23 protein-coding genes are annotated in these 21,093 nt (G+C 51.6%); 7 read left to right on the top strand and 16 right to left on the bottom strand.

What is annotated here, in order from left to right; genetic code table 11:
* Nucleotides 1–85 precede the first annotated feature (85 nt).
* From SK51_RS15410 to SK51_RS15420, 3 genes are all read left to right on the top strand, one after another.
* Nucleotides 86–1,015 carry a LysR family transcriptional regulator gene (locus SK51_RS15410; RefSeq protein WP_032676234.1) on the top strand — a complete coding sequence of 310 codons (930 nt, stop codon included), beginning with the start codon at nt 86–88 and terminating at the stop codon, nt 1,013–1,015.
* Between the two features lie 63 nt (nt 1,016–1,078).
* Nucleotides 1,079–1,345, top strand: a complete 267-nt coding sequence (locus tag SK51_RS15415; protein WP_003857131.1) for a type II toxin-antitoxin system TacA family antitoxin — start codon at nt 1,079–1,081, stop codon at nt 1,343–1,345.
* Nucleotides 1,333–1,818, top strand: a complete 486-nt coding sequence (locus SK51_RS15420; protein ID WP_032624244.1) for a GNAT family N-acetyltransferase — start codon at nt 1,333–1,335, stop codon at nt 1,816–1,818. The genes SK51_RS15415 and SK51_RS15420 overlap by 13 nt, the downstream gene beginning before the upstream one ends.
* A gap of 25 nt (nt 1,819–1,843) precedes the next feature.
* Here the strand turns inward: SK51_RS15420 and SK51_RS15425 are convergent, their stop codons facing one another.
* Complete coding sequence (locus SK51_RS15425; protein WP_023306211.1) at nt 1,844–2,413, bottom strand: hypothetical protein; 570 nt, start codon at nt 2,411–2,413, stop codon at nt 1,844–1,846.
* Between the two features lie 132 nt (nt 2,414–2,545).
* On the opposite strand from SK51_RS15425, the gene SK51_RS15430 reads away from it, so the two are divergent.
* Nucleotides 2,546–2,875: a hypothetical protein gene (locus SK51_RS15430; protein ID WP_023306210.1), complete on the top strand. Its 330-nt coding sequence runs from the start codon at nt 2,546–2,548 to the stop codon at nt 2,873–2,875.
* Here SK51_RS15430 and SK51_RS15435 read toward each other — a convergent pair.
* From SK51_RS15435 to SK51_RS15445, 3 genes are all read right to left on the bottom strand, one after another.
* Nucleotides 2,850–3,113 carry a DUF4225 domain-containing protein gene (locus SK51_RS15435; protein ID WP_022648138.1) on the bottom strand — a complete coding sequence of 88 codons (264 nt, stop codon included), beginning with the start codon at nt 3,111–3,113 and terminating at the stop codon, nt 2,850–2,852. The genes SK51_RS15430 and SK51_RS15435 overlap by 26 nt on opposite strands.
* 317 nt (nt 3,114–3,430) lie before the next feature.
* Nucleotides 3,431–4,723, bottom strand: a complete 1,293-nt coding sequence (locus tag SK51_RS15440) for a glycoside hydrolase family 28 protein (RefSeq protein ID WP_023306209.1) — start codon at nt 4,721–4,723, stop codon at nt 3,431–3,433.
* Nucleotides 4,724–4,827: 104 nt separating this feature from the next.
* The gene (locus SK51_RS15445; RefSeq protein WP_023306208.1) at nt 4,828–5,586 is read right to left on the bottom strand and encodes a DeoR/GlpR family DNA-binding transcription regulator; all 759 of its coding nucleotides are present in this window, start codon (nt 5,584–5,586) and stop codon (nt 4,828–4,830) included.
* 86 nt (nt 5,587–5,672) lie between these two features.
* Between SK51_RS15445 and SK51_RS15450 the strand changes: the two genes are divergently transcribed.
* Nucleotides 5,673–6,257, top strand: coding sequence for an NUDIX hydrolase (locus tag SK51_RS15450; RefSeq protein WP_048206793.1), 585 nt, complete (start codon nt 5,673–5,675; stop codon nt 6,255–6,257).
* A gap of 84 nt (nt 6,258–6,341) precedes the next feature.
* Nucleotides 6,342–7,100: a trans-aconitate 2-methyltransferase gene (gene tam, locus SK51_RS15455; protein ID WP_023306206.1), complete on the top strand. Its 759-nt coding sequence runs from the start codon at nt 6,342–6,344 to the stop codon at nt 7,098–7,100.
* A gap of 6 nt (nt 7,101–7,106) precedes the next feature.
* Here tam and SK51_RS15460 read toward each other — a convergent pair whose 3' ends face one another.
* The 9 genes from SK51_RS15460 to SK51_RS25305 all read right to left on the bottom strand — a co-directional run bounded on the left by SK51_RS15460 (nt 7,107) and on the right by SK51_RS25305 (nt 16,828).
* A complete protein-coding gene (locus SK51_RS15460; protein ID WP_023306205.1) occupies nt 7,107–8,297 on the bottom strand; it encodes a cytochrome c biogenesis protein/redoxin in 1,191 nt (396 codons plus the stop codon).
* 135 nt (nt 8,298–8,432) lie between these two features.
* Complete coding sequence (locus SK51_RS15465; RefSeq protein WP_023306204.1) at nt 8,433–9,728, bottom strand: ATP-binding protein; 1,296 nt, start codon at nt 9,726–9,728, stop codon at nt 8,433–8,435.
* Nucleotides 9,725–10,465, bottom strand: a complete 741-nt coding sequence (locus SK51_RS15470) for a response regulator (protein ID WP_023300109.1) — start codon at nt 10,463–10,465, stop codon at nt 9,725–9,727. Before SK51_RS15470 ends, SK51_RS15465 begins: the two co-directional genes overlap by 4 nt.
* A gap of 44 nt (nt 10,466–10,509) precedes the next feature.
* Nucleotides 10,510–11,505 carry an alpha/beta hydrolase gene (locus SK51_RS15475; RefSeq protein WP_023306202.1) on the bottom strand — a complete coding sequence of 332 codons (996 nt, stop codon included), beginning with the start codon at nt 11,503–11,505 and terminating at the stop codon, nt 10,510–10,512.
* A gap of 134 nt (nt 11,506–11,639) precedes the next feature.
* Nucleotides 11,640–11,867 carry a GNAT family N-acetyltransferase gene (locus SK51_RS15480; RefSeq protein ID WP_256145899.1) on the bottom strand — a complete coding sequence of 76 codons (228 nt, stop codon included), beginning with the start codon at nt 11,865–11,867 and terminating at the stop codon, nt 11,640–11,642.
* Between the two features lie 11 nt (nt 11,868–11,878).
* Nucleotides 11,879–14,086: a peptidase domain-containing ABC transporter gene (locus tag SK51_RS15485; protein WP_048206794.1), complete on the bottom strand. Its 2,208-nt coding sequence runs from the start codon at nt 14,084–14,086 to the stop codon at nt 11,879–11,881.
* On the bottom strand, nt 14,086–15,339 hold the full coding sequence (locus SK51_RS15490; protein ID WP_032671190.1) for an HlyD family secretion protein: 1,254 nt from the start codon (nt 15,337–15,339) through the stop codon (nt 14,086–14,088). The genes SK51_RS15485 and SK51_RS15490 overlap by 1 nt, the downstream gene beginning before the upstream one ends.
* 14 nt (nt 15,340–15,353) lie before the next feature.
* Nucleotides 15,354–15,998 carry a CPBP family intramembrane glutamic endopeptidase gene (locus SK51_RS24345; RefSeq protein ID WP_023300106.1) on the bottom strand — a complete coding sequence of 215 codons (645 nt, stop codon included), beginning with the start codon at nt 15,996–15,998 and terminating at the stop codon, nt 15,354–15,356.
* Nucleotides 15,999–16,495: 497 nt separating this feature from the next.
* Complete coding sequence (locus tag SK51_RS25305; RefSeq protein ID WP_023300105.1) at nt 16,496–16,828, bottom strand: hypothetical protein; 333 nt, start codon at nt 16,826–16,828, stop codon at nt 16,496–16,498.
* Nucleotides 16,829–17,272: 444 nt separating this feature from the next.
* Here SK51_RS25305 and SK51_RS15495 point away from each other — a divergent pair, with 444 nt between their 5' ends.
* Nucleotides 17,273–17,821: a GNAT family N-acetyltransferase gene (locus SK51_RS15495; RefSeq protein ID WP_023300104.1), complete on the top strand. Its 549-nt coding sequence runs from the start codon at nt 17,273–17,275 to the stop codon at nt 17,819–17,821.
* Here the strand turns inward: SK51_RS15495 and SK51_RS15500 are convergent.
* The 3 genes from SK51_RS15500 to SK51_RS15510 form a co-directional block, all read right to left on the bottom strand.
* Complete coding sequence (locus SK51_RS15500; protein WP_003857155.1) at nt 17,809–18,723, bottom strand: bestrophin family protein; 915 nt, start codon at nt 18,721–18,723, stop codon at nt 17,809–17,811. The two genes, SK51_RS15495 and SK51_RS15500, sit on opposite strands and share 13 nt — an antisense overlap.
* A 201-nt stretch (nt 18,724–18,924) precedes the next feature.
* Nucleotides 18,925–20,376, bottom strand: coding sequence for a tagaturonate reductase (locus SK51_RS15505; RefSeq protein WP_048206795.1), 1,452 nt, complete (start codon nt 20,374–20,376; stop codon nt 18,925–18,927).
* A gap of 116 nt (nt 20,377–20,492) precedes the next feature.
* Nucleotides 20,493–21,020: a GNAT family N-acetyltransferase gene (locus SK51_RS15510; protein WP_023306197.1), complete on the bottom strand. Its 528-nt coding sequence runs from the start codon at nt 21,018–21,020 to the stop codon at nt 20,493–20,495.
* Nucleotides 21,021–21,093: the final 73 nt, after the last annotated feature.

Genomic DNA, 21,093 nt, shown 5'->3' on the forward strand with positions numbered 1-21,093 from the left:
GATGGCTTTTGCAGGGCGGAAGGCGCACCATTTACACTTTATCGTTGCATGAAACGCCTTATCTGAATCTACAGGGAGGAAGGAGATGTCCGAACCCGATTTTAATTTGCTGATAGCACTCGACATATTGCTGAGCGAAGCGAGCGTGGCAGGCGCGGCACGTCGTCTGAACCTCAGCACCTCGGCAATGAGCCGGACATTAAGCAGGTTACGCGACGTCACTGGCGATCCGATTCTGGTGCGCGCCGGACGTAACATGGTACTGACCCCGTGGGCCGAAGCGACCCGGGACCGTGCCAGGCGTGCAGTGCACGAGGCCAGGGCAGTATTACAGCCCTCAACTGATACGTTCAGCGCGCGAAGTCTGGCGCGACTTTTTACCATCAGGGCAAACGATGGTTTTGTGGTGGCGTTTGGGCCTGCGCTTATAGCGGCTGTGGCCGACGCCGCGCCGGACGTCTGTATACGCTTTGCGCCTAAGCCGGAAAAAACGTCGCGCTATCTTCGGGAAGGGCTGGTTGATCTGGAGATTGGCGTCCAGAGTAATATGGGGCCTGAAATACGGCTTCAACTACTGTTTGAGGATCGGTTTGTGGGCGTCGTGCGTAAGGGGCATCCGCTGGCTAAGCAGGCAGAAATAGGGGTGAAGGATTATGTCGCCTGGGGCCATGTGGTAGCGTCACCCGAGGGTGCACTGCACGGATCCGTTGACGATGCGCTGGCCGAACTCGGAACAAAACGTAAAATCGCGAGCGTCGTACCGGGATTTCCGACGGCGCTGTCCGTGGCGGTGGCATCGGATCTTATCGCCATGATACCCGCGCTCTATTTACTCAATCAGCAGGTAACGGACCAGGTACACGTTTTCGAGCTGCCGTTCAAAAGCCGTCAAATTACGGTATCACAGATGTGGCACCCAAGAATGGAACGCGATCCCGCGCACCGCTGGCTGAGAGAGCAAATTCTTGCGATATGCAGAGTGAAGAGGTCAGACATGATTAAGGGGTTTGTATAGCGATTGCTATACGCGCCGCTTATGCTATGCTTGTAAAGCAATTGCTATACAAGAGGTATACCCATGAAATCAGATGTTCAACTCAATCTTAGAGCCAAAGAATCCCAGCGGGCGCTTATCGATGCCGCCGCAGAGATCCTACATAAATCACGTACTGACTTCATTCTGGAGATGGCCTGTCAGGCAGCCGAAAATGTGATCCTCGATCGGCGTGTATTCAATTTTAACGATGAACAGTATGCAGAGTTCATTGATATGCTTGATGCCCCGGTCGCCGACGATCCTGCCATAGAAAAACTGCTGGCAAGGAAACCTCAGTGGGACGTGTAACCGCCCCAGAGCCCTTATCCAGCGTCCATCAACTGGCGGAGTTCGTCAGTGGAGAGGCCGTACTTGACGAATGGTTAAAACAAAGAGGTCTGAAAAACCAGGCGCTTGGCGCAGCCCGAACGTTTGTCGTTTGTAAAACGGGCACAAAGCAGGTCGCGGGATTTTACTCTCTGGCTACCGGCAGCGTTAACCATACGGAAGCGACAGGTAATTTGCGGCGTAACATGCCGGATCCCATTCCCGTGATTATTCTTGCCCGTCTGGCTGTCGATGTCTCAATACGCGGAAATGGGTTGGGAGCCGATTTACTCCAGGATGCGGTTTTACGCTGTTATCGGGTAGCAGAGAATATTGGGGTGCGGGCGATCATGGTTCATGCACTCACTGAAAAAGCCAAAGCGTTTTATATCCACCATGGTTTTAAAGCATCGCAGACTCAGGAACGGACACTGTTTCTCAGGCTTCCTCAGTAGCGGCGGGATTTTATGGAATGAATGTTCAGCCCGTCTGGCTGATAAGCTTGCGCCAGACTCTGTTATGCAAAGTAAATAGCAGCATCCTATAGAAAGCGGTAGAGAGGATACAGCTGCCGCTAAGCCCAAGCATGACAATAGTTACCAGCGCCGCGGTCAGGCTGACGCCCGGAGAAGAAGTACCGCTCAGCGCAGCCAGCAGATAGGCTGCCGTTAATACCAGGCTTAACACCGCCAGCGTAAGATGTAACCGCACGGCGCGCATGCTACCTTTGCCAATCATAAACATCGTCACTCCGTTGATGCCGGCAAAGAGTAGGGCGATCAGCACAACCCACACGAAAACGCGCTGTGCTGGCTGGCCGAGCGCGGTGAGTACGCCATACCCCAGCCACAGTTGCGGAATGGCGAAACTGACAATCACCCCGAGCTTACTAACCGCTGCCGGAATACCCATGGTATGAAGCCCCACGGGCTTAACCATATCATCAGCCAACTGCGTCTTCAGCTGCTGCAACTGTTTCGGGGCGGCATTTTTTATGCTGGCGGACACCTCATTACAATATTGCAGGCGACGGGTTAAAACTTTAAACATTTGAATACTCAGCGTTTATTTTCTATATCCAAACTGGCCCCCAGTACAACAATTCGGAAAGTTTAAAACAAAAGCAGCAAGGAACCGATCTTATAAATAGTGTATTATTTTTTCAGGTTAAAGGAGACGTGAATGACAGTGAAAAACCAGGAACTCATAGCGGCAGGATTCACCAGTAAGGATATCGAGCGAATCAAACGTCACCAGGCGACGGGGGAATCGCAGGAAAAGGTTCTGAAGGATCTGGCCGGTTATTTCCTGTCGGTAGCCTGGATCACCGGCGGGATGGCCATCATCACCTTGTTCACCGCGATCTTTGGCAGCGCCAGCCATGTTATCTCCTGTGTGGTTGCCGTCGTCTTTTTGCTAATTGTTCTGCTTCTGGTGATGCCGGTCAGACTTGGCTATAAATCATGGAAGCTGATGAGAACACAGATCAGCGACTCCGGTCATCACGGGTAAGGAGTTCCAGTACCACCTTCGCGCTCACCCCCCATCCCATAACCTTCATCGTCAGTTTGCCCGGAGACATGGTTTCCACCTTGCGGTAATAGTCTCCGGGAAGATAACGGAAAAGACGCCAGGCATCAGCTTTACCAGTCATACCAAACACCCCATAAACGCTGGCTGCAAGCGTGGTTGCGTTAAAGATCCCCAGGCCAACATCGCGACTGAACCCCATAAATTCCGCTATGGACATAGCGCCGTCCGCTATTAGAAACGCAGCGAACACAGAATGTTTTCTTGAATCCCCAGATGTTTCTTGCTCAGTTCATTCATTCCATAAATTGTGGCGAACATAACCGGTAGGGTAGTCACATCATCAACTATGAGATGATTTCTCTGATTCATCGGTAAGCTCCTGAAAGAGAGGAACTCATGAACTAAAGAATAAACTCACCGTATTTAACATAATATACATTATGCGCACTTAGATTGAATACGAGTAAATCCAGCCAGTTCAGACCCATCCTTGTTCTGCTCATTCCGCGCATCATGTCCCTCTGTTCTGTGCCATCAACGTTCATAACTGTCGTTACGGTCTAGCGTGATCTCCACGGCAGTCACCTGTACATCCTTAAAGCGCAGCTCATCCACACCAGAAATTTTCCCGAACTCTGACGCGTCAATCAAAATCCCCTCCAGCGTTAACCCGACCACAGGACGCTCCGGATATCCCTCGATGAAAAATGCCCGCGAAAAGCATTTGCTGTCTGATCGACGCGCCGTCATATTTTTAATCGTCAGTCCGCTGACCGCAGTAAGACCGGCTTCGCCCTCAACACCTTCAGCCAGTTTGCGCCAGTGTTCTGGTTTATCAGATAAATTGCTCTGGTCGCCATAGCTATACTGCGGAAACCAGTTCAACTGGATCAGCACCGGAAAACGCACGTCCGTAAGCCGTAGATTTTGTACGGTGATATCACGGATAAATCCGCCCCGGTTGCGAGCAGATTTAATGCGAAACCCGACGCCCGTTCCGTTAAACGCGTTATCTTCTATCAGGACGCGTTCAATGCCACCTGAAGTTTCACTCCCCAGTGTGATCCCGGATCCCTTATTCAGCGTACATCCTCGAATCACTATATCCCGCGCGGCACGAGCTTTTTGCGCCGCTTCGCGTCCTCGTCCTGATTTGATGCAGATATTGTCGTCATTGCAGGACACTATGCAGCGTTCAATCCGCACCTGCTCGCAGGAGTCGACGTCAATCCCGTCGGTGCTCGGCCCCGCAGAATTGCTGATTTGCACGCCCTCAACCGCGATATGGCGCGAATAACAGAGGTGCATGTTCCAGAATCCGGACTCCCGACTGGTAAAATCACGCAGCAGAATGCTCTGGCTTTCAAAGACCAGGATATTGCGCGGGCGCTGACAGTCATAATCAACAACCCAGCGCAATCCTCTTGCGCTGTAATCGCCAACCATGCCGCTGCGCTCGTCATCGCCCCAGTAGCGTTGCCACCAAATTGCACCCTGCCCGTCTATCGTGCCTGTACCGGTAATGCTGACGTTTTCACAATCGATGATATTAATAATGCCTGCCGGCCAGCGCATATCAATGCCGGCCACCCGGGTATTTATCAGGGGATAATCAGCCAGATCCTGGCTTCCAACGAGCTGTGCGCCAGCGTCCAGGCGAAGTGAAACACCGCTTTTCAGAAACAACGCTCCGGTTAGAAAACGGCCTTGCGGAATAACGATGACATCGTTCTGTTGAGCACTATTTATGGCCTGCTGAATGGCGGATGTTGCCAGGCGTTGCGCGGTTGGGTCCGCGCCATACGCCAGAATGGAGATCGCTTTCATGGCTTTTCCTTAAACAGATGAAAGCCTTAGTCTAGGAATCTGCGTGATGAATAACCTTTGTCTGTTTGACAGCCACGCAGTCAGGCTGGCAAAAAAGCGGATATTTACTGGCTGGCGATCACTGCAACGCCCTTTTCTTTCATAGCGTTGACCCAGCGTTCATCCGTTGTGTTTTCAACAACGAGCGTATTCACCTGCGACAAATCGCCAATCACAAACGCCGAGGCCGTGTTGATCTTTTCCGGTGAGGCCAATACCACCGTTTCCGCCGCTCTGCCGGAAAATGCACGTTTGATGCATGCTTCTTCATAATCTCCGGTGGTCAGCCCGGCCTCAGGATGCACGCCGGTGACACCCATGAAAAACAGATCCGCATGAATATTGTTGATGCCTTCAATAGCGGCCGCGCCGACCGTGACGATGGAGTGTTTATACAAACGACCGCCAATCAGGATCACCTCTATGCACGGATGGTTGACCAGCCCCAATGCAATACCCGGGCTGTGCGTCACCACGGTTACCCGCAAATCTGGCGGCAAGAAGGTAATAAGTTCTGAGGTGGTCGTCCCGCCATCAATGATCACCACCTGCCCCGGTGAAATGAGCTGCGCGCCCCGACGTGCCACGCGTTTTTTTGCATCCATTTTAACGGACTGACGCTCGGCAAAAGGCGCAATCGCTGAAGATGCCGGAAGCGCGCCGCCGTGGACACGCTGCAAACGCCCTTCTGCCGCCAGTTCACGTAGATCCCGGCGGATAGTGTCCTCAGACACCGAGAAAAAGAGGCTGAGCGCAGTTGACTGGACCTGGCCTTCCGCCTCCAGCTTTTCCAGAATCAACTGTTTACGCTGACTTGTGAGCATGAATTATTCCTGATGTTGCACGATAATTATTGTAATTACACGAAAATGCTGTTTATGATGCATACTCTACGAGAGGAGAGCCAAACGTGCAATCAAAACGTGCAGATATACGCATCATCAACAGCGAAACGTTGTCCGACAACTGGTATAACCTGAAAAAATACACTTTTGACCTCCAGCGCAGCGATGGTGACTGGCAGCGGCAAGAGCGTGAAGTGTATGACCGCGGGAATGGCGCGACGATCCTGCTCTATAATCGCGCCAGCAAAACAGTCATTCTTACACGTCAGTTTCGTTTCCCTGTGTTTATCAATGGTCACGAAGAGGATCTCATTGAGGCGGCTGCCGGGTTGCTCGATAACCTTGACCCGGAAAGCCGGATTAAGGCCGAAGCGGAAGAGGAAACCGGGTATAAGGTGACGCGCATAGAGAAAATTTTTGAGGCCTATATGAGCCCGGGCTCCGTTACCGAAAAACTCTACTTCTATCTGGCGGAATATCACCCGCAGGTTCGGACCAGCGCGGGCGGCGGCGTTAAAGCAGAGGGGGAAGATATCGACGTGCTGGAAATGACGCTGGACGACGCGCTTCGTGGCATCGAGAATGGCCAGATCGTCGACGGTAAAACCATCATGCTGCTTTATCACGTGGCCCTGAAAGGCATTTTATAATCTCACGTTTATCCGGATACCTGCCCCTGCGCAGGTATTTGCCTGTGCTATTCTTGCTGAACACCTCAACATGGAGATGCGAAAATGGCCGACTGGGATCCTTCTCTATATCTTCAATACAGCGCAGAACGCACACGTCCCGCCGCTGAGTTACTGGCCCGGGTGCCGCTTGCTGATATAATCTCTGCCGTGGATTTGGGCTGCGGGCCAGGCAACAGCACCGCGCTGCTGAAACAACGCTGGCCTTCAGCGCAGATAGCCGGTGTGGATAACTCCCCGGCGATGCTGGAGGAAGCCCGACAGGCCCTGCCAGACTGCCACTTTGTTGAATCGGATATCCGTCACTACAAACCTGACCAGCCTCTCAGCCTGATCTACGCCAATGCTTCCCTGCAATGGATCCCGGACCATTACCACCTTCTGCCGCATCTGGTTTCACTGCTCCAGTTAAACGGCGTGCTGGCGTTACAAATGCCTGACAACTGGCTTGAGCCGACGCACGCCCTGATGCGTGAAGTTGCCTGGGAACAGGGCTACCCCGATCGTGGCCGCGAGCAGCTGCCGGGTATTCATGCCTACTATGATATTCTGACGGACGCGAGATGCGACGTGGATATCTGGCGCACCACCTACTTTCATCAGATGAGCTCTCATCAGGCGATTATTGACTGGGTCAGCGCGACGGGGTTACGGCCGTGGCTACAGGATCTCAACGAGAGCGAGCAGCAAAACTTTCTGAAACGCTACCTCGAGCTGCTGGAAGAGCAGTATCCGCTCCAGGAGAACGGGCAGATACTGCTGGCTTTTCCGCGCCTGTTTATGGTTGCTCAGCGGGTTCCGTAAGCCGAATCAGGAACGCGCTTCCTTGAGCAAATGCTGAATTACAGCCTCCTGCTTGTCGTAGTTGCCTTCGCCAAACGAGGTGTAACGCAGTTGCCCTTTCGCATCGAAATAGTAATGTGCTGGCCAGTACTGATTACCGAACGCGCTCCAGATTTTGTAGTTATTATCCGTCACTACGCGGTACGGCAACTGCCATTCGTTGACCGCGTTTTTCACCGATGATAACGGCTTTTCCCAGGGGTATTCAGGGGTGTGGACGCCAATCACCACCAGACCTTGTGACTCATATTTCTTCGCCCAGTCTCGAACATGCGGAAGGGTATGCTGGCAGTTGATACAGTCCCAGGTCCAGAAATCGATAAGCACAACTTTCCCCCGCAAGGCCTTAGAGGTGACAGGGTCACCGTTTACCCAGCCCGTACCGCCGCTTAATGTCGGTAGCTGGCTGCTCGGCATTGCGTCAGCGATCGGTCGCAGTTTCACCTGCGTGGAGGTTGGTTGCGCAAGGCTCAAGAGAGCGTTTTCCAGCTGGTCGGTAATACCGCTGGCGCCTTTCAGGACCGACGTCATTCCTGAGGCGTTGAAAGCCACGGCGGCTATCATCATCACCCCTGCGCCCTGACGCAGACGCTCCATCAATGCGGATTTGGCTCTCAGAGGGGTTATCAGCTTACGGCCCCCCGCGACAAGCAGCCCCAGCATCAACGCGCACCCACTGCCGTAAGCGGCTAACAGCGCTCCGGTTGCGATGGCCGAGTGGCCAGTAATGTTAATGCCGAAGATCGCCCCGAGAATCGGTCCTGCACAGGGGGACCACAGAAGTCCAACGGCCAGCCCTGCCAGAAAAGCCGAAGACATGCCGTGTCGCTGAACGCTGTGGGTGTTAAGAACGTTCCCCGCGCTGACCGCCGGGCTGGCAATGCGCTGAGCGAACTGCGGGAAGATCAGGGCCAGGGCGGCAATGCTCAGTACCAGCAGCGCAATCCAGCGACCGATAACGGTGGCGTCAGCGATCCAGTCACTGGCAACCGTTACTACCATCGCCACAAACGTGAACATCACTATCATTCCCGCCAGAAGCGCCAGAATGTGTTTGCGCTGCCCCTGAAAGCCGGCGAACAGCAGAGGAATAACGGGAAGCGTGCACGGACTAAGCAGGCTAATCATGCCGCCTAAAAAAGCGATTATCAGAAACATAACGACCTCACGATACAGTTGCTGCGAAGGTGCAGTGAGGTCATTTCACCCTGCGAATGTGTTCAGGCCGTGTGCAAAAAACTGAATTTTGTCTGCCTTCGTATCCGCACGGCGCGCAGATACACAGGCGTACAATTAAACGCGCGGAAGAGTCACGCTTACGGCCAGCCCGCCCTCTGCCCGGTTTGCAAGATGCAATTTCCCGTCAAGCTGGGCGGTGAGCTGCGCGGCAATGGCGAGGCCTAACCCGGTGCCGCCCGTTTCGCGGTTGCGCGACGTTTCAACCCGGTAGAACGGCTGTAACACCGCCCCCAGTTCTGCCTCCGGGATGCCGGGGCCGTTATCCATAATGCGGATCGCTACCTGCCTTTCATCTTCATCAATCTCTATTACCGCGCTATGGCCAAACTTGAGCGCATTATCCAGCAGATTGGTCATTACCCGGCGCAATGCCTGGGGGCGGGTGACGATCGGCAGACGTGTACTGCGTGCATGAAACTGCACGTTTTTACCAATGTCCTGATAATCACTGGCGATGCTGTTAACCCACGCGTTCAGCTCCAGCTTAAGCGTGGTCTCTTTCAGTGATTCTGATGACCGGGCATAGGCAATACCTTCTCGTACCAGGCGCGACATATTATCCAGGTCGCTCAACAACTTATCGTGGAGTTCGGGCTGATCCGCCATTTCGACCCGTAGCTTCATACGCGTGATGGGCGTCTGAAGATCGTGAGAAATGGACGCCAGAATCTGCGCGCGTTCACGCAGATAAGTTTGTATCCGCGACTGCATCTCATTAAAAGCCTGCGCCGCCTGTCGCACCTCAACCGGACCTTTTTCAGTCATAGGAGAATGGGCCGCAGGATCGAGGGAATCAACCGCGCGCGTGAATTGCAGGAAAGGCCGGACAACCTGGCGCACGGCAATCCAGGAGCAGAGCGCGACAAGTAACAACTGAAGAACCAGCACCACGGGTAACCAGCTGGCGACTGGCGGCATGCGCGGGATCAGATCGATAGTGAGCGGTGCGCCGTCGCGGAGCGTCAGATGGGCCTGAATGTGGGAAACAGGCCCCGGCACTGCCGTAAACTGGAGCGGATATTGAACTGAAAGCGTCTCTTTCAGGGTGCGAATCGCATCCTGCGAGCGCTTGTCCGTTGGCGCAGCGCCTGCCTCGCCGGGACCAAGGATATAACGATAATTACCGCGACCGAGCCGTTCCAGCCACTCTGGCCGCTCTTTGGCCGGAAGCCGGTCGAGAATGGCCACGCTGGTCGCCACGTCATTCTCAAGATTGCCCAGCATAACCGTGCGCGCGCTGTGCATTCGCTCAACCATGACCAGCGTCAGGCTGAGCGCGTTAGCCAGCAAGAGTCCAAGCAGCACAATGATCAGCAGCCGGGCCAGTAAGGTGCGGGGCCACAGCGTCATTCATTGGCCTCGACGATGGTCACCGGCATAGTAAAAACGTAGCCTTCGCTGCGAACGGTTTTAATGTAGGCTGGCGAGCGGGCATCTTCATTCAGGCGCTGTCGCACGCGGCTCACCAGGAGATCAATCGAACGCTCAAACAGCTCGGCATCACGTCCCTGCGTCAGGTTCAGCAGTTGATCGCGGGTCAGCACCCGTTGAGGATGATCGAGAAATACACGCAGAAGGCGATATTCCGCCCCGCTGAGCGCCACAACCATCCCCTCGTTATCAATCAGATGACGCGCCACGGTATCCAGCTGCCATTCACCGAACACCACCAGGCGCCCTGCCTCGGTCACCTGAAGATTAGGCGGCATAGTACGAAAACGGCGCAGGATAGTTTTGATACGCGCCAGCAGTTCGCGGGCCACAAACGGTTTTACCACATAATCGTCGGCGCCCATCTCCAGTCCCAGGATCCGGTCCATGTCCTCGTTGCGCGCGGTGAGCATCAGGATCGGCAGATCCTTATGCCTGCTGCTGCGCAGCTGTCGACATACCGTCAGGCCATCATCACCGGGCATCATCACGTCCAGCACCACCAGGTCGATATGCTGTTTGTCGAGCACTACGCGCATCTCTTTCCCGTTCGCCGCGCCAGATGCGTGGTAGCCGGATTTCACGAGGTAATCGACAATCAGTTCACGAATATCCCTGTCGTCATCGACGACAAGGATGTGATCAATATGCTCCACCGCAGGCTCCTGATTAAGAGGTAACGGATTGAAAATAGCACATATCAGAGCTTATCCGCGTCGACAACGGCTTTAACAAAGTTCTGCGGATCTTCCTGCGGCGGGTTGTGGCCAACTGTTGCGCCGAAAGTACGGTGCTCATATTTTCCGGTAAATTTCCCGGCATAGGCCGCAGGTGCAGGGTGTGGCGCCCCGTTATTACCGCCTTCGATGGTGATGGTCGGCACCGTAATGTTCGGCAGCGTCGCCAGTTTTTGTTCATAGGCGTCATATTTAGGCTCCCCTTTTTCCAGACCCAGACGCCAGCGGTAATTACTGAGCGTGACGGCAACGTGGTCCGGGTTATCGAGGGATTTGGCGCTGGCATTGAAGGTGGCATCGCTGAATTTCCAGTCCGGCGAAGCCTGGGACCAAATCAACCGGGCAAAATCGTGCGTATTTTTAGCATAGCCTTCCGCCCCGCGCGGCGTGGCGAAATAGAACTGATACCACCACTGAACTTCTGCCTTCGGCGGTAAAGGCTGTTTGCCAATCGCCTGGCTGCTGATCAGGTAGCCACTTACCGAGACCAGCGATTTCACCCGTTCCGGCCAGAGCGCCGCAACGATATCCGCCGTACGTGCACCCCAGTCATAACCGGCAAACACCGCCTGTTTGATATCCAGGGCGTCCATCAGGTTGACGATGTCTTTCGCCATTGCCGAAGGCTGGCCGTTTCGCGGCGTTTTATCAGAAATAAAGCGCGTGGTGCCGTACCCGCGCAGGGACGGCACAATGACACGATACCCTTTCGCGGCCAGCGCGGGGGCCACTTCAGCGTAGCTGTGAATGTCGTACGGCCAGCCATGCAGCAGGATCACTGGTTGCCCGTCTTTCGGCCCGATATCGACATAACCGACGTTCAGATCGCCGGCGTTAATTTGTTTTACCTGGTTAAAAGCCGACGAGTAATCCTTACCCATCGCTTCTGCCTGACAGGACATTAAGGTGCCAAGCGAAACGGTCAATGCGACTGCTGAATATGCGAGTTTGTTAAACATGATGTTATCTCCGGGTAAGTTCAGTTGACGGAGATATAACACCATGGGTTTGTATAGGGGATGTGTGCGGAGGCGGTTTTATTGCATACCTGTGTATGTATCACAGAGGCAGATACAGTGTGATACAAATCCGGTTAAAGGGTGATTCGGTAACGGAGGTAATCGTCGGCTTCACCATAGTGGTCATACAGCTTACGCGCCGGATTGTGCATGCGGGTTACCCAGTAGAGTTTTGACCACCCTTCCCGCTTACCCTCATCGATCAGGGCGTCGATAAGCGCTTTACCCGCCCCTGCGCCACGTTCGGCAGCGTCAACAAATAGATCTTCCAGATAGGGGTAAGTTTGGATATCGAAAATTATGTACGTTAAGGTTAATTTTTTGCCATCACGTCATTAGTATATTCACAAACAGACTCGCCATTATTGACTGTATGCTGGAGATTCAGCTCCGTTAAGTAGCCGTCTGCCAGATACAAAACCCGGTCTGCAGAGGCTATGGTTTCCGGGCGATGGGCTATCAGCAGAACAGGAAGCCCCAGTTGACGTAAGGTCTGGCTTATCCGGATTTCACTCTCAACATCAAGGTGGCTGGTCGCTTCATCCAGTAACAGGAATCCCGGTTTCTTGTACAACGCCCTTGCCAGCAGAATGCGTTGTTTTTGTCCTCCGGAAAGCCCTCCGCCGGTTTCACCAATCAGCGTCTGATACCCCATCGGCATTGCCATAACATCGCTGTCGATAAGTGCCAGTCTTGCGCACTGGATCATTCGTTCATAATTTCGGTCATCACTGAAAAAAATAATGTTATCTGCTACAGAACCTTTGAAAAGATGGTCATCCTGCAGTACGGTACCGATACGCTGACGAACCTGAAAATAATCCGGATGCGTATGCAATATGCCAAATGCCCTGATCCTGCCCTCATCAGGGATGTGGATCCCAAGGATAAGCTTCACCAGTGTCGTTTTCCCGCATCCGGATTTACCTGTAATGGCAACGACTTCTCCGGGATTGAGTGTCAGCGACACCCCGCCGATTATCGGATTTTCCCCTCCCTTGTGGCTGAAGATGATGTGCTCAAGTACTAGAGGAGCATGAGCATATTCATCCATCTCCCTGCGGGATACAGAAGGAATGTGCGAAGCGTTGTTATGCTCACGAAAAGGCTGTTGCTGAAGGCCTTCTGTCGGGGTCAGTACAATATCAGCCAGTCGTTCGTTGTAAACATCGAGCATACGCCAGGAAAAAAACTTATCAGTCAGGCTACTGATACTGGAAGAAAAACGCGTCTGATAGGATAAATAAGCAACCAGCATGCCGACGGTGAAGGTACCATTCAATACCTCCCCGGCGCCTTTCCACAAAATGATTGCTGATACCACGCTGCCGGTAAGAGTGTGAGCAATGTCATAGCACATCAGCAGACGGCTCTGACGCAACTGCGTATTTCTGCGGGCAACGTTGAGATTCAGCCAGGCGGCCTCACGATGTGCCGTCACACCGTTAATTCTCAGGCTGAGGATCCCGTTGAGTGTTTCAAGAAAATGCCCGGACTCCTTGGCACCTGCATCCCAGGCATCTTCTGCCGACTGTCGAAGGGACGGATACCACAGTGCCCTCAACACACCATAGAAAATGGCTGCAAGTACGGCGATCAATGTCATTTCAGGACTGTACAGCAGCATCATGCAAAGCGCAGTCACCACGAGCAACACATCCAGAATACCTTCCAGCACTTGCGTAGTCAGCGCCTGCTGGATGGTATCTACCGCCTCAAAACGAGCATTAATACTCCCCTTACTGCGTGCATCAAACCAGGCCAGAGGAAGATGGACCAGATGATGGAAAACCCGTGCTGTCCACTGCATGTTAAAATTGACGGACAGTGTAATACTCGCCCACTGGCGGGCCAGTGACAGCAGCATCTGGGTCAGTGACATCAGCAGAAGCGCAATAATAATGACGGTCAACAAACTCTGGTCGGCAGCCACCAGGACTTCATCAATCACCAGCTGGTTGAGAAGCGGGCTTCCCAGTGTCAGGATTTCGAGTGCCACGGCAAAAACGATAATTCGCGACATTGCCGACAACAGACCCGGTGTTTTACCTGTCAGTTGGCGCAGATGGATTTTTTTCCTTTCATCCCGAGCGGTAAAATCACTGGCTGGCATCAGCTCCAGCGCGACGCCGGTGAAATGTTTTCCAGCATCCTGTAGGGAGAGCGTTACTTTTCCCTTTTCCGGATTATGAATAACCAGCCTGCTTCCGCGAACTTTATGTAGCACAACAAAATGATTCATGTTCCAGTGGAGAATACACGGGAGAGAAAGGGATCTTAGGTCCTCAAGCTCCAGCCGAACTGCCCGGCTGGATAATCCGATACCGGCCGCACATTCAGTCAGTCTCTGCAGGGTCATCCCTTGTGAGCTGATACTGAAACGTTCGCGCAGTGTGGGTAAGTCTGTTTGCAGACCATGCCAGCAGGCCATCATGACCAGGCATGCCAGACCACATTCCGCTGACTCTGTCTGTCGGGTGAGAGGAAGCTGTTTTCTCCCGGTCCATTTGAGTGTATCCATCACAGCTTTCCTTTCAGGCTCCAGAGCGGCTCAGTCAGCCACTCCCACAAATTGCGGGTATCCAGGCTGACATCCCCCTCAAGAACCATGCCGGGGCGCAGGGCTTCCTGTTTCCCATAAGCCAGAATAAAAGTATTTTCAGGTTCAACGATGACGCGGTAATGACCTTCATTCTCCTTCCAGGTCACAGGAGATACGGAGAGTAAATCAGAAGATGTCAGCGTTGTATGGCTTATTTCACGGATAGTCCCGTACTGCACACCAAACTTCTGATAGGGGAAGGCAGAGAACCGCAGGGCAACACGCTGCCCCGCCTGAATAAAGCCAGCATTCTGACTGGTAGCATAGAGTTCTATCTGCAAACGGGCATTGTCGGGAATGAGGGTCATGACAGGTTCAGATGCCCTGACAGACTGTCCCTGTCTGACCAGCACGGCAGCAACGGTTCCGGATACCGGTGAAGTCAGCGTGAAATTTTCCTTACCTGCCAGTTCGTCCTGCTGTTGCCTGATAACCTGCAACTGCCTGTCCATTTCAGCCTTCCGGCTTTCACCCTGAACGATGAGATGGTCAAGGTCGTCTTTAGCAGCCTCCATCGCGGTGTGCAGTTGCAGAAGCCCCTGACGCTGATCCTCAACGTTTTGCTGTGACGTTGAAACGTCAATCTGCTTCTGCTGGTATTCGATATCTGATACGTAATGCGTATCAGCAAGTTTCTTATAGCGCTCCATAACAGACACGGCCAGCGCAGCCTGATGCACGGCAAGTGACAGACGCTTTTCTGCACTTTCAACCTGAGGTTTCAGGGAAACTATTCGCTGTTGTATGGCATGCTGCTGCTGACTGTTGTCACGCAATTCCAGGGTCTGTTGAGAAGTCAGCATTGTAAACTGAGTTTGTAGGGAAAGTCTTATAGCAGCGAGTGTACCTGCCCCCTGTTCGTTGAAATGTTCACCGCTGATATGATAAAGAGTCTCACCGGCAATAATGTGTTGACCTTCTGAGGCGGTCAATTTGGTTACGTAGCCAGCATATTGAGGAGTGATTTTTACCAGCCCGGATGAGGGCATAACGATTCCGGAAAGGTGAGCCTTACGTGTATAGCTACCATAAAGAATAAAGAGTATCAGGCACAGAAATATGAATAACGTTGTGAGTGCGCTTACTGATAAACCGAATGACGCAGGTAAGACAATCTCACCATAATCAGAATCTGTTTGATGATTTAAAGCCTCTTCCCTGAAGATATTCATATCCCAAATACCCTTCAAAAATTTAACGACAAAACAAAAGCATTCATGCACGAATGAATTATAATAGGATAAAAAAGCCCTCTACTTCTTATTCTAACTATTAATAGCAATATTGACACCAAAAAAAGAATGGATTGATCTAAAATGTTATAATACTGTCCATGCATCAGACAAAAAGACAATGAAGTCAATATACATGGGATAATATACTTTTTATTAAAAATTGAGTGGAAAACACCGAAGATACAGCCCCTGTATATAATCTCCTCATAATATGGGACTACGAAGGTGGCTATTATAAATGCTATAAAACTAATATGGGAAGGTCCATAATGATATAAATTATCCCTGTAAAGATAAACATTATACTGAACCAGCAAAATGACAAACAACACAACAATAGAAAATTTTATTGAAGTTAAATCTCTACTTGGGCGTAATTTAAAACCATCCAACTTCCTTAAGTAAAAAATATACAAGAAAAATGCAATTGAAAATTCCGCAATAAACAATAAGAAAAATGACACATCGAGAGTAAGATAGCGGAGGGTTATGGATGGCGATAACGTAATTATTATTGAGATAACAGACGCAATAAAAAGAACAATTACGTTTTTCTTACTATAAATGAATGGATAGACATGCCTAAAGATTATCATGTTCAACCTATTATTAATTCATATTTTATATAAGAATCAACAAATATGGTTATGATATCGTAATCATTTTTTGATATCATGCACTTTAACTTCAGTGAACATTTGTAATGATTCCATTCTGCAACACAACAATTTTTATCGGAGTGTACTTTATTTACTTTTAAACCTATTCATCAAGTTAACGCCCCATCGAGTTACTGCTATTAATACAATCAACGCAATAAGAAACCTTGATATAATCCCTGGCCGTGATACTTCGTCAAACTCAAGAACTTCAGCGTATTTCAAAAGGGTAAATGCGATAATGAAAAAAAATAAGTAAATTAGGAAATTTAAAAATTGTTTCATGCTTAACCCGATACTTGTGATTACATTAACTTTATCAAAAATAATAGCTCACCATGACTACTTCGAATAATTATTAAATATCGAAACACCTAGAATAACATTCAGTTATAATGAGCTTTTAAATTATTATCACACACAACTCAAATTACTTACCAACGGCATTGTCCGGGGCCGTTGTAATTATTACTTTTATCTTTACTACCACGATCTGAAAAACTATCTTTTGTGCACTGGCCAGCTATAGCTCCACCAATTACCCCAGCGGTCATACCCACTGGCCCCCCAGGAGAGCCGGCGATTAGACCACCGATGATTCCTGCGCCGCATGAGTCAACGCCCTTGTAAATAGAGCCATTGTTTCCTTTTGAATTACCAGATTTAGAGCTGGTGTTACGACTACCGGCACCTTCATAATTACCGCTTCCATTGCCGCCACTTACTAATGCTATCTCATTAAGGCTTAATGCTCTTATATTCGACATAAATCATCTCCATTTAATTTAGTTTTGCATTTTGTGCTAAAAAAATATCTTACATTACTTAATGTAAAGAAAGTGTATTTATGTAATCAAATGTAAATAAGCTATTGAACTTCGTAAACCGTAGCTCCATTTGGGAGCAGTTCAGCTCCTGCATGGGCAGGCCAATAACACGAAATCGACCTGGAGGTACGGTAATGTTCAGGCATCTTTTCTGACGTCCAGCGCGCAATCACTTCTGCGTCGTAACAGATTTTACAGCCATGGCGCATCGCTTCGTTACGGACGTGCCAGAGTGTTTCGGCTTCTTCGGGCCTGGCTTTTCTTGGCATTACATACTCCTTTATGGATAAATCTGAATAACAAAAGCACGACCAACTGGAATGTGATATTGATGAAATATCAGAACCCAAACAAATGATAACGCTCAAATATGGAGATCACCGGATGACGATACCCACGCTTACGACAGAACGCTTATTACTTAAACCCCTTGTTGCCGCCGATGCCGTCCAGATCCAGCAACGCTATCCGCGCTGGGAAATTGTCCGCTATATGGTGGCTTCAGTCCCCTGGCCCTACCCGGAAAACGGTGCAGAAAATTATGTCAACAACGTTGCACTGCCCGACATGGCCAAAGGAATTGCGTGGTTCTGGACGATTCGCCGTCGCGAAGCGCCTGACGAACTGATGGGGTTGATTTGCCTGTATGACGTGGAGGACAACAACAGGGGGTTCTGGCTCGCGCCGGAATTTCAGGGCCAGGGATATATGCGTGAGGCGAGTATCGCGGCAACGGATTACTGGTTCAATACGCTTAACAAAGCGGTGTTACGCGCGCCGAAAGCGGCGGCCAACAGCCGCTCCCGACGTATTTCAGACAGCAGCGGCATGCGACTCATCAGGACAGAGAAGAAAGCCTATGTCAGCGGCCTGCTGGATTCGGAGCTGTGGGAAATCACCCGCGACGAGTGGAATGCCCGTCAGGTCAGCTGATAATGCTTATCCGGCATTAGCCTTTCAGGGATGTTCTCTTCATCGTTCATCTGCAACAGATCGCGCTCCATCATGTTGCAGATGGCGTCCAGCGGCAGATCGTTATCTTCCGTCCCAAACGGATCTTCCAGCTCTTCCGCCAGCGTATCAAGCGAGATAAAAGTGTAGGAAATCAGCGCAGAGACAAAGGGCGTCATGTAATGCAGATCAACAACCAGCGCAAACGGCAGCATGATGCAGAACAAATACACCGTTCGGTGCAGGATCAGCGTATAGGCAAACGGGACTGGCGTATTGGCGATACGCTCACAGCCTGCCAGCACGATGGACATATCGTTCAGGCGGTTGTTAAGGCTGTGAAACAGGATGTCTGAAAGGTGCCCGCTGCGCCGCCGTACGGCCAGCCACTCCCCCATGATCAGCAGGATACGGTTCGCCGGCGAGTTGGCATCCATCACTTTGCGTAAATCGTCTGGAGCCAGATAGCGGGACAGCTGATCGGCATTGGTTTCTCTGCGCAGTGTCATACGCAGACAGTTAGCAAACGCGATTTGCAGGCGGACAAACTCTCCAAGATGTTTATCATCCGGCAAGGTGTTTTTTACCTCGCGAAACAGCGAGCGCGCCGCTATCATCAACTGCCCCCAAAGCAGACGTGCCTCAACGTAGCGCGAATAACAGGCGTTATTGCGAAATCCCAGGAAGATGGCGATAGCCACGCCCAGAATGCTGAACGGCGCGACGGTAAAGCGGATACCCAGCGAGGTGTACCACGGCAGCATGACAATCACGGCGATGGAAAGCAGGAAGTTAAGCAGCAGTCGGGTATAAATTTTGGGAAGTACCGAACCATGCCAGACAAAAATCAGTTGCAGCCAGTGCTGTTGAGGACGAACAATCATAATCAGCTTCAGAAAAGTAAAGAGCGCGGCTATTAAACGTGATCCTCATCACGGTTGCAAGCATGTTAATAGTTCATTGCATTTTCTGACCTGTTAAGCCCTGACCGCACGGTGCTGCCTGTGCTTTTTAAAAAAAGGACGTATAGTATGTTGTAATTAATAATGGTCTGTAAAAAACCCGGCAAACGCCGGGCATTATGATTAGCAGAGCGGTTTCACCGCCTCGCGCATGCCTTTGCTTAAAATTGCTTCCAGATCCTGCGCAACCTGGTCTACCAGTCCGTTCACCAGAGTGAGATCCTGTTCCCAGTGCTCGCTCACGCTTAACACCGACGATACCAGTTCACGGGTAGTGACTTGTTTGTCGTGATGTTGCGTCCACAGCTGCTGGTAACGTTCAAGCCAGTGCGCATCGTCCTGCACCGGATAGCGCTCACCGTTGCGCTCGGCACGGTAAAATGCAATCAGCGCCGCCAGGGCAAAGGTCAGACGTGCTGGCAGTTCACCGGTCGCCTTCTGCCCTGCCAGCAGTTGCGGCAGAATGCGGGTGCGGTACTTGGTCATCCCGTTCAGTGCAATCGACAGCAGCTGATGCTTAATGTACGGATTACGAAAACGCCCCATTACGGCACTGGCGAAGGAGTGCAGCTCATCGCGCGGCAGATCCAGGACCGGAATAATCTCTTCATAAATAGCCTTCTCTACGAACGCGCAAATCTCCCCGTCGTTCATGGCTTCCCCTACCGTATCCAGCCCGGCCTGAAAAGCGACCGGAACCAGCGCCGTGTGTGCGCCGTTGAGGATCGCCACCTTACGCTCTTTATAAGGTTTGATATCGTCAACAATCAGGACGTTGAGCGGGTATTTATCCAGGCACAATTCAGCTGAAAGTGATTTTGGCCCCTGAATAACAAACAGGTAGAAATGTTCTGCCGTGTCGAGGAAGCTGTCGTGATAGCCCAGCCCGGCTTCCAGCTCTGCCACCTCATCACGCGGAAAGCCGGTAACAATGCGGTCAACCAGCGTCGAGCAGAAGGTGTTAGCGTTATTCAGCCACGCAATGAATGCCGCTGGCAGCGCCCACTCCTGTGCATAACGCAGCACCAGTTCACGCAGGGCATCGCCGTTATAGTCGATAAGCTCACAAGGAATGATGATCCAGCCTTTATCCGCAGCCCCGTTAAAGTGGGTAAAGCGTTCGAACAGCAGACGCGTCAGTTTGGCCGGATAGCTGACTGCTGGCGCATCGTCAAACTTATCGCCCGCGTGATAGCCGATCCCCGCCTCCGTGGTATTGGAGAAGACAAACCGCATCTCCGGGTTATGGGCGAGTTTCAGAAATTCATCGTACTGGCTGTAGACGCTGATTTCACGATTCACGGAACGAATAAGACGCGCATCGCTTACCGCATCCCCCTCCTCATTCAGACCACGAATAATCGTGGTATACAGACCATCCTGGGTGCTCAGCGACGGCGGAAAATCACTCTGGATCGGCCGCACAATCACCACACCTGCATTGAGATCGGTATGCTCGTTTAAGAGGTCGATTTGCCAGTCAACGAACGCGCGGAGGAAGTTACCTTCGCCAAACTGGATGATACGTTCAGGGTAGCGCGCACCGGGGAAATCACGACGGTTGAGTGTGTTCACAATGGAGGTCCTTTATGATTAGTCATACAGCCTGATAAGATTGGTGTGATAACTTATCAAAACTTCAGGACCAGAACCCCTGTCTGGATCAACTCAGGACGCGATGGTGAAAAATATCAAAGAAATTTATAGAACACCGAGGTCGCCGTCATGTCCCCGTTCGGCATCAGGGCGTAGCGTGGGATCTCCCCCGCCTTTTGCCAGCCCGCTCTCTGATAAAATGTCTCCGCGCCGCTGCCGGTCGAGGTATCAAGCACCAGCACCGTAAGCGCTTTTTCACGCGCAACCGCCTCCAGGACTTCCATCAGCGCCATTGCCGCACCTTTACGGCGCGCCTTCTCATGTACCAGAAGTTTCGCGACATCTGCGCGGTGCGGCTGGTTTTCCGGCTGGTCGGTGATCAGCTGGACCGTGCCAACCAGCCCCTGCTCTGCGTCAAAACAGCCCAGGACGGTACGCTCGTCGCGCCCGACGCTGTCTGCGACGCCGAGCCAGAAGGTTTGGGCTTTCTCGGGAGAAAAAGGCAGCATAAAGCTGACGGAGGCGCCGCCGTTTACACAGTTGACGAGGATATCGCTCAGGGCATCAATGTGGGTGAGGATGTCCTGTCGGGAGAGAGGTTTAATCAGCATGGGAGAGTTCATTGCGCGTCCTTAGGTTGAATCTCTCCACTTTGCTATTAACATTTTTGTTACGCAATAAGCGATGACATAGGAT

It is taken from the genome of Enterobacter sp. MGH85, from assembly GCF_001037655.1.
GTDB classification, from domain to species: Bacteria; Pseudomonadota; Gammaproteobacteria; order Enterobacterales; family Enterobacteriaceae; genus Enterobacter; species Enterobacter intestinihominis.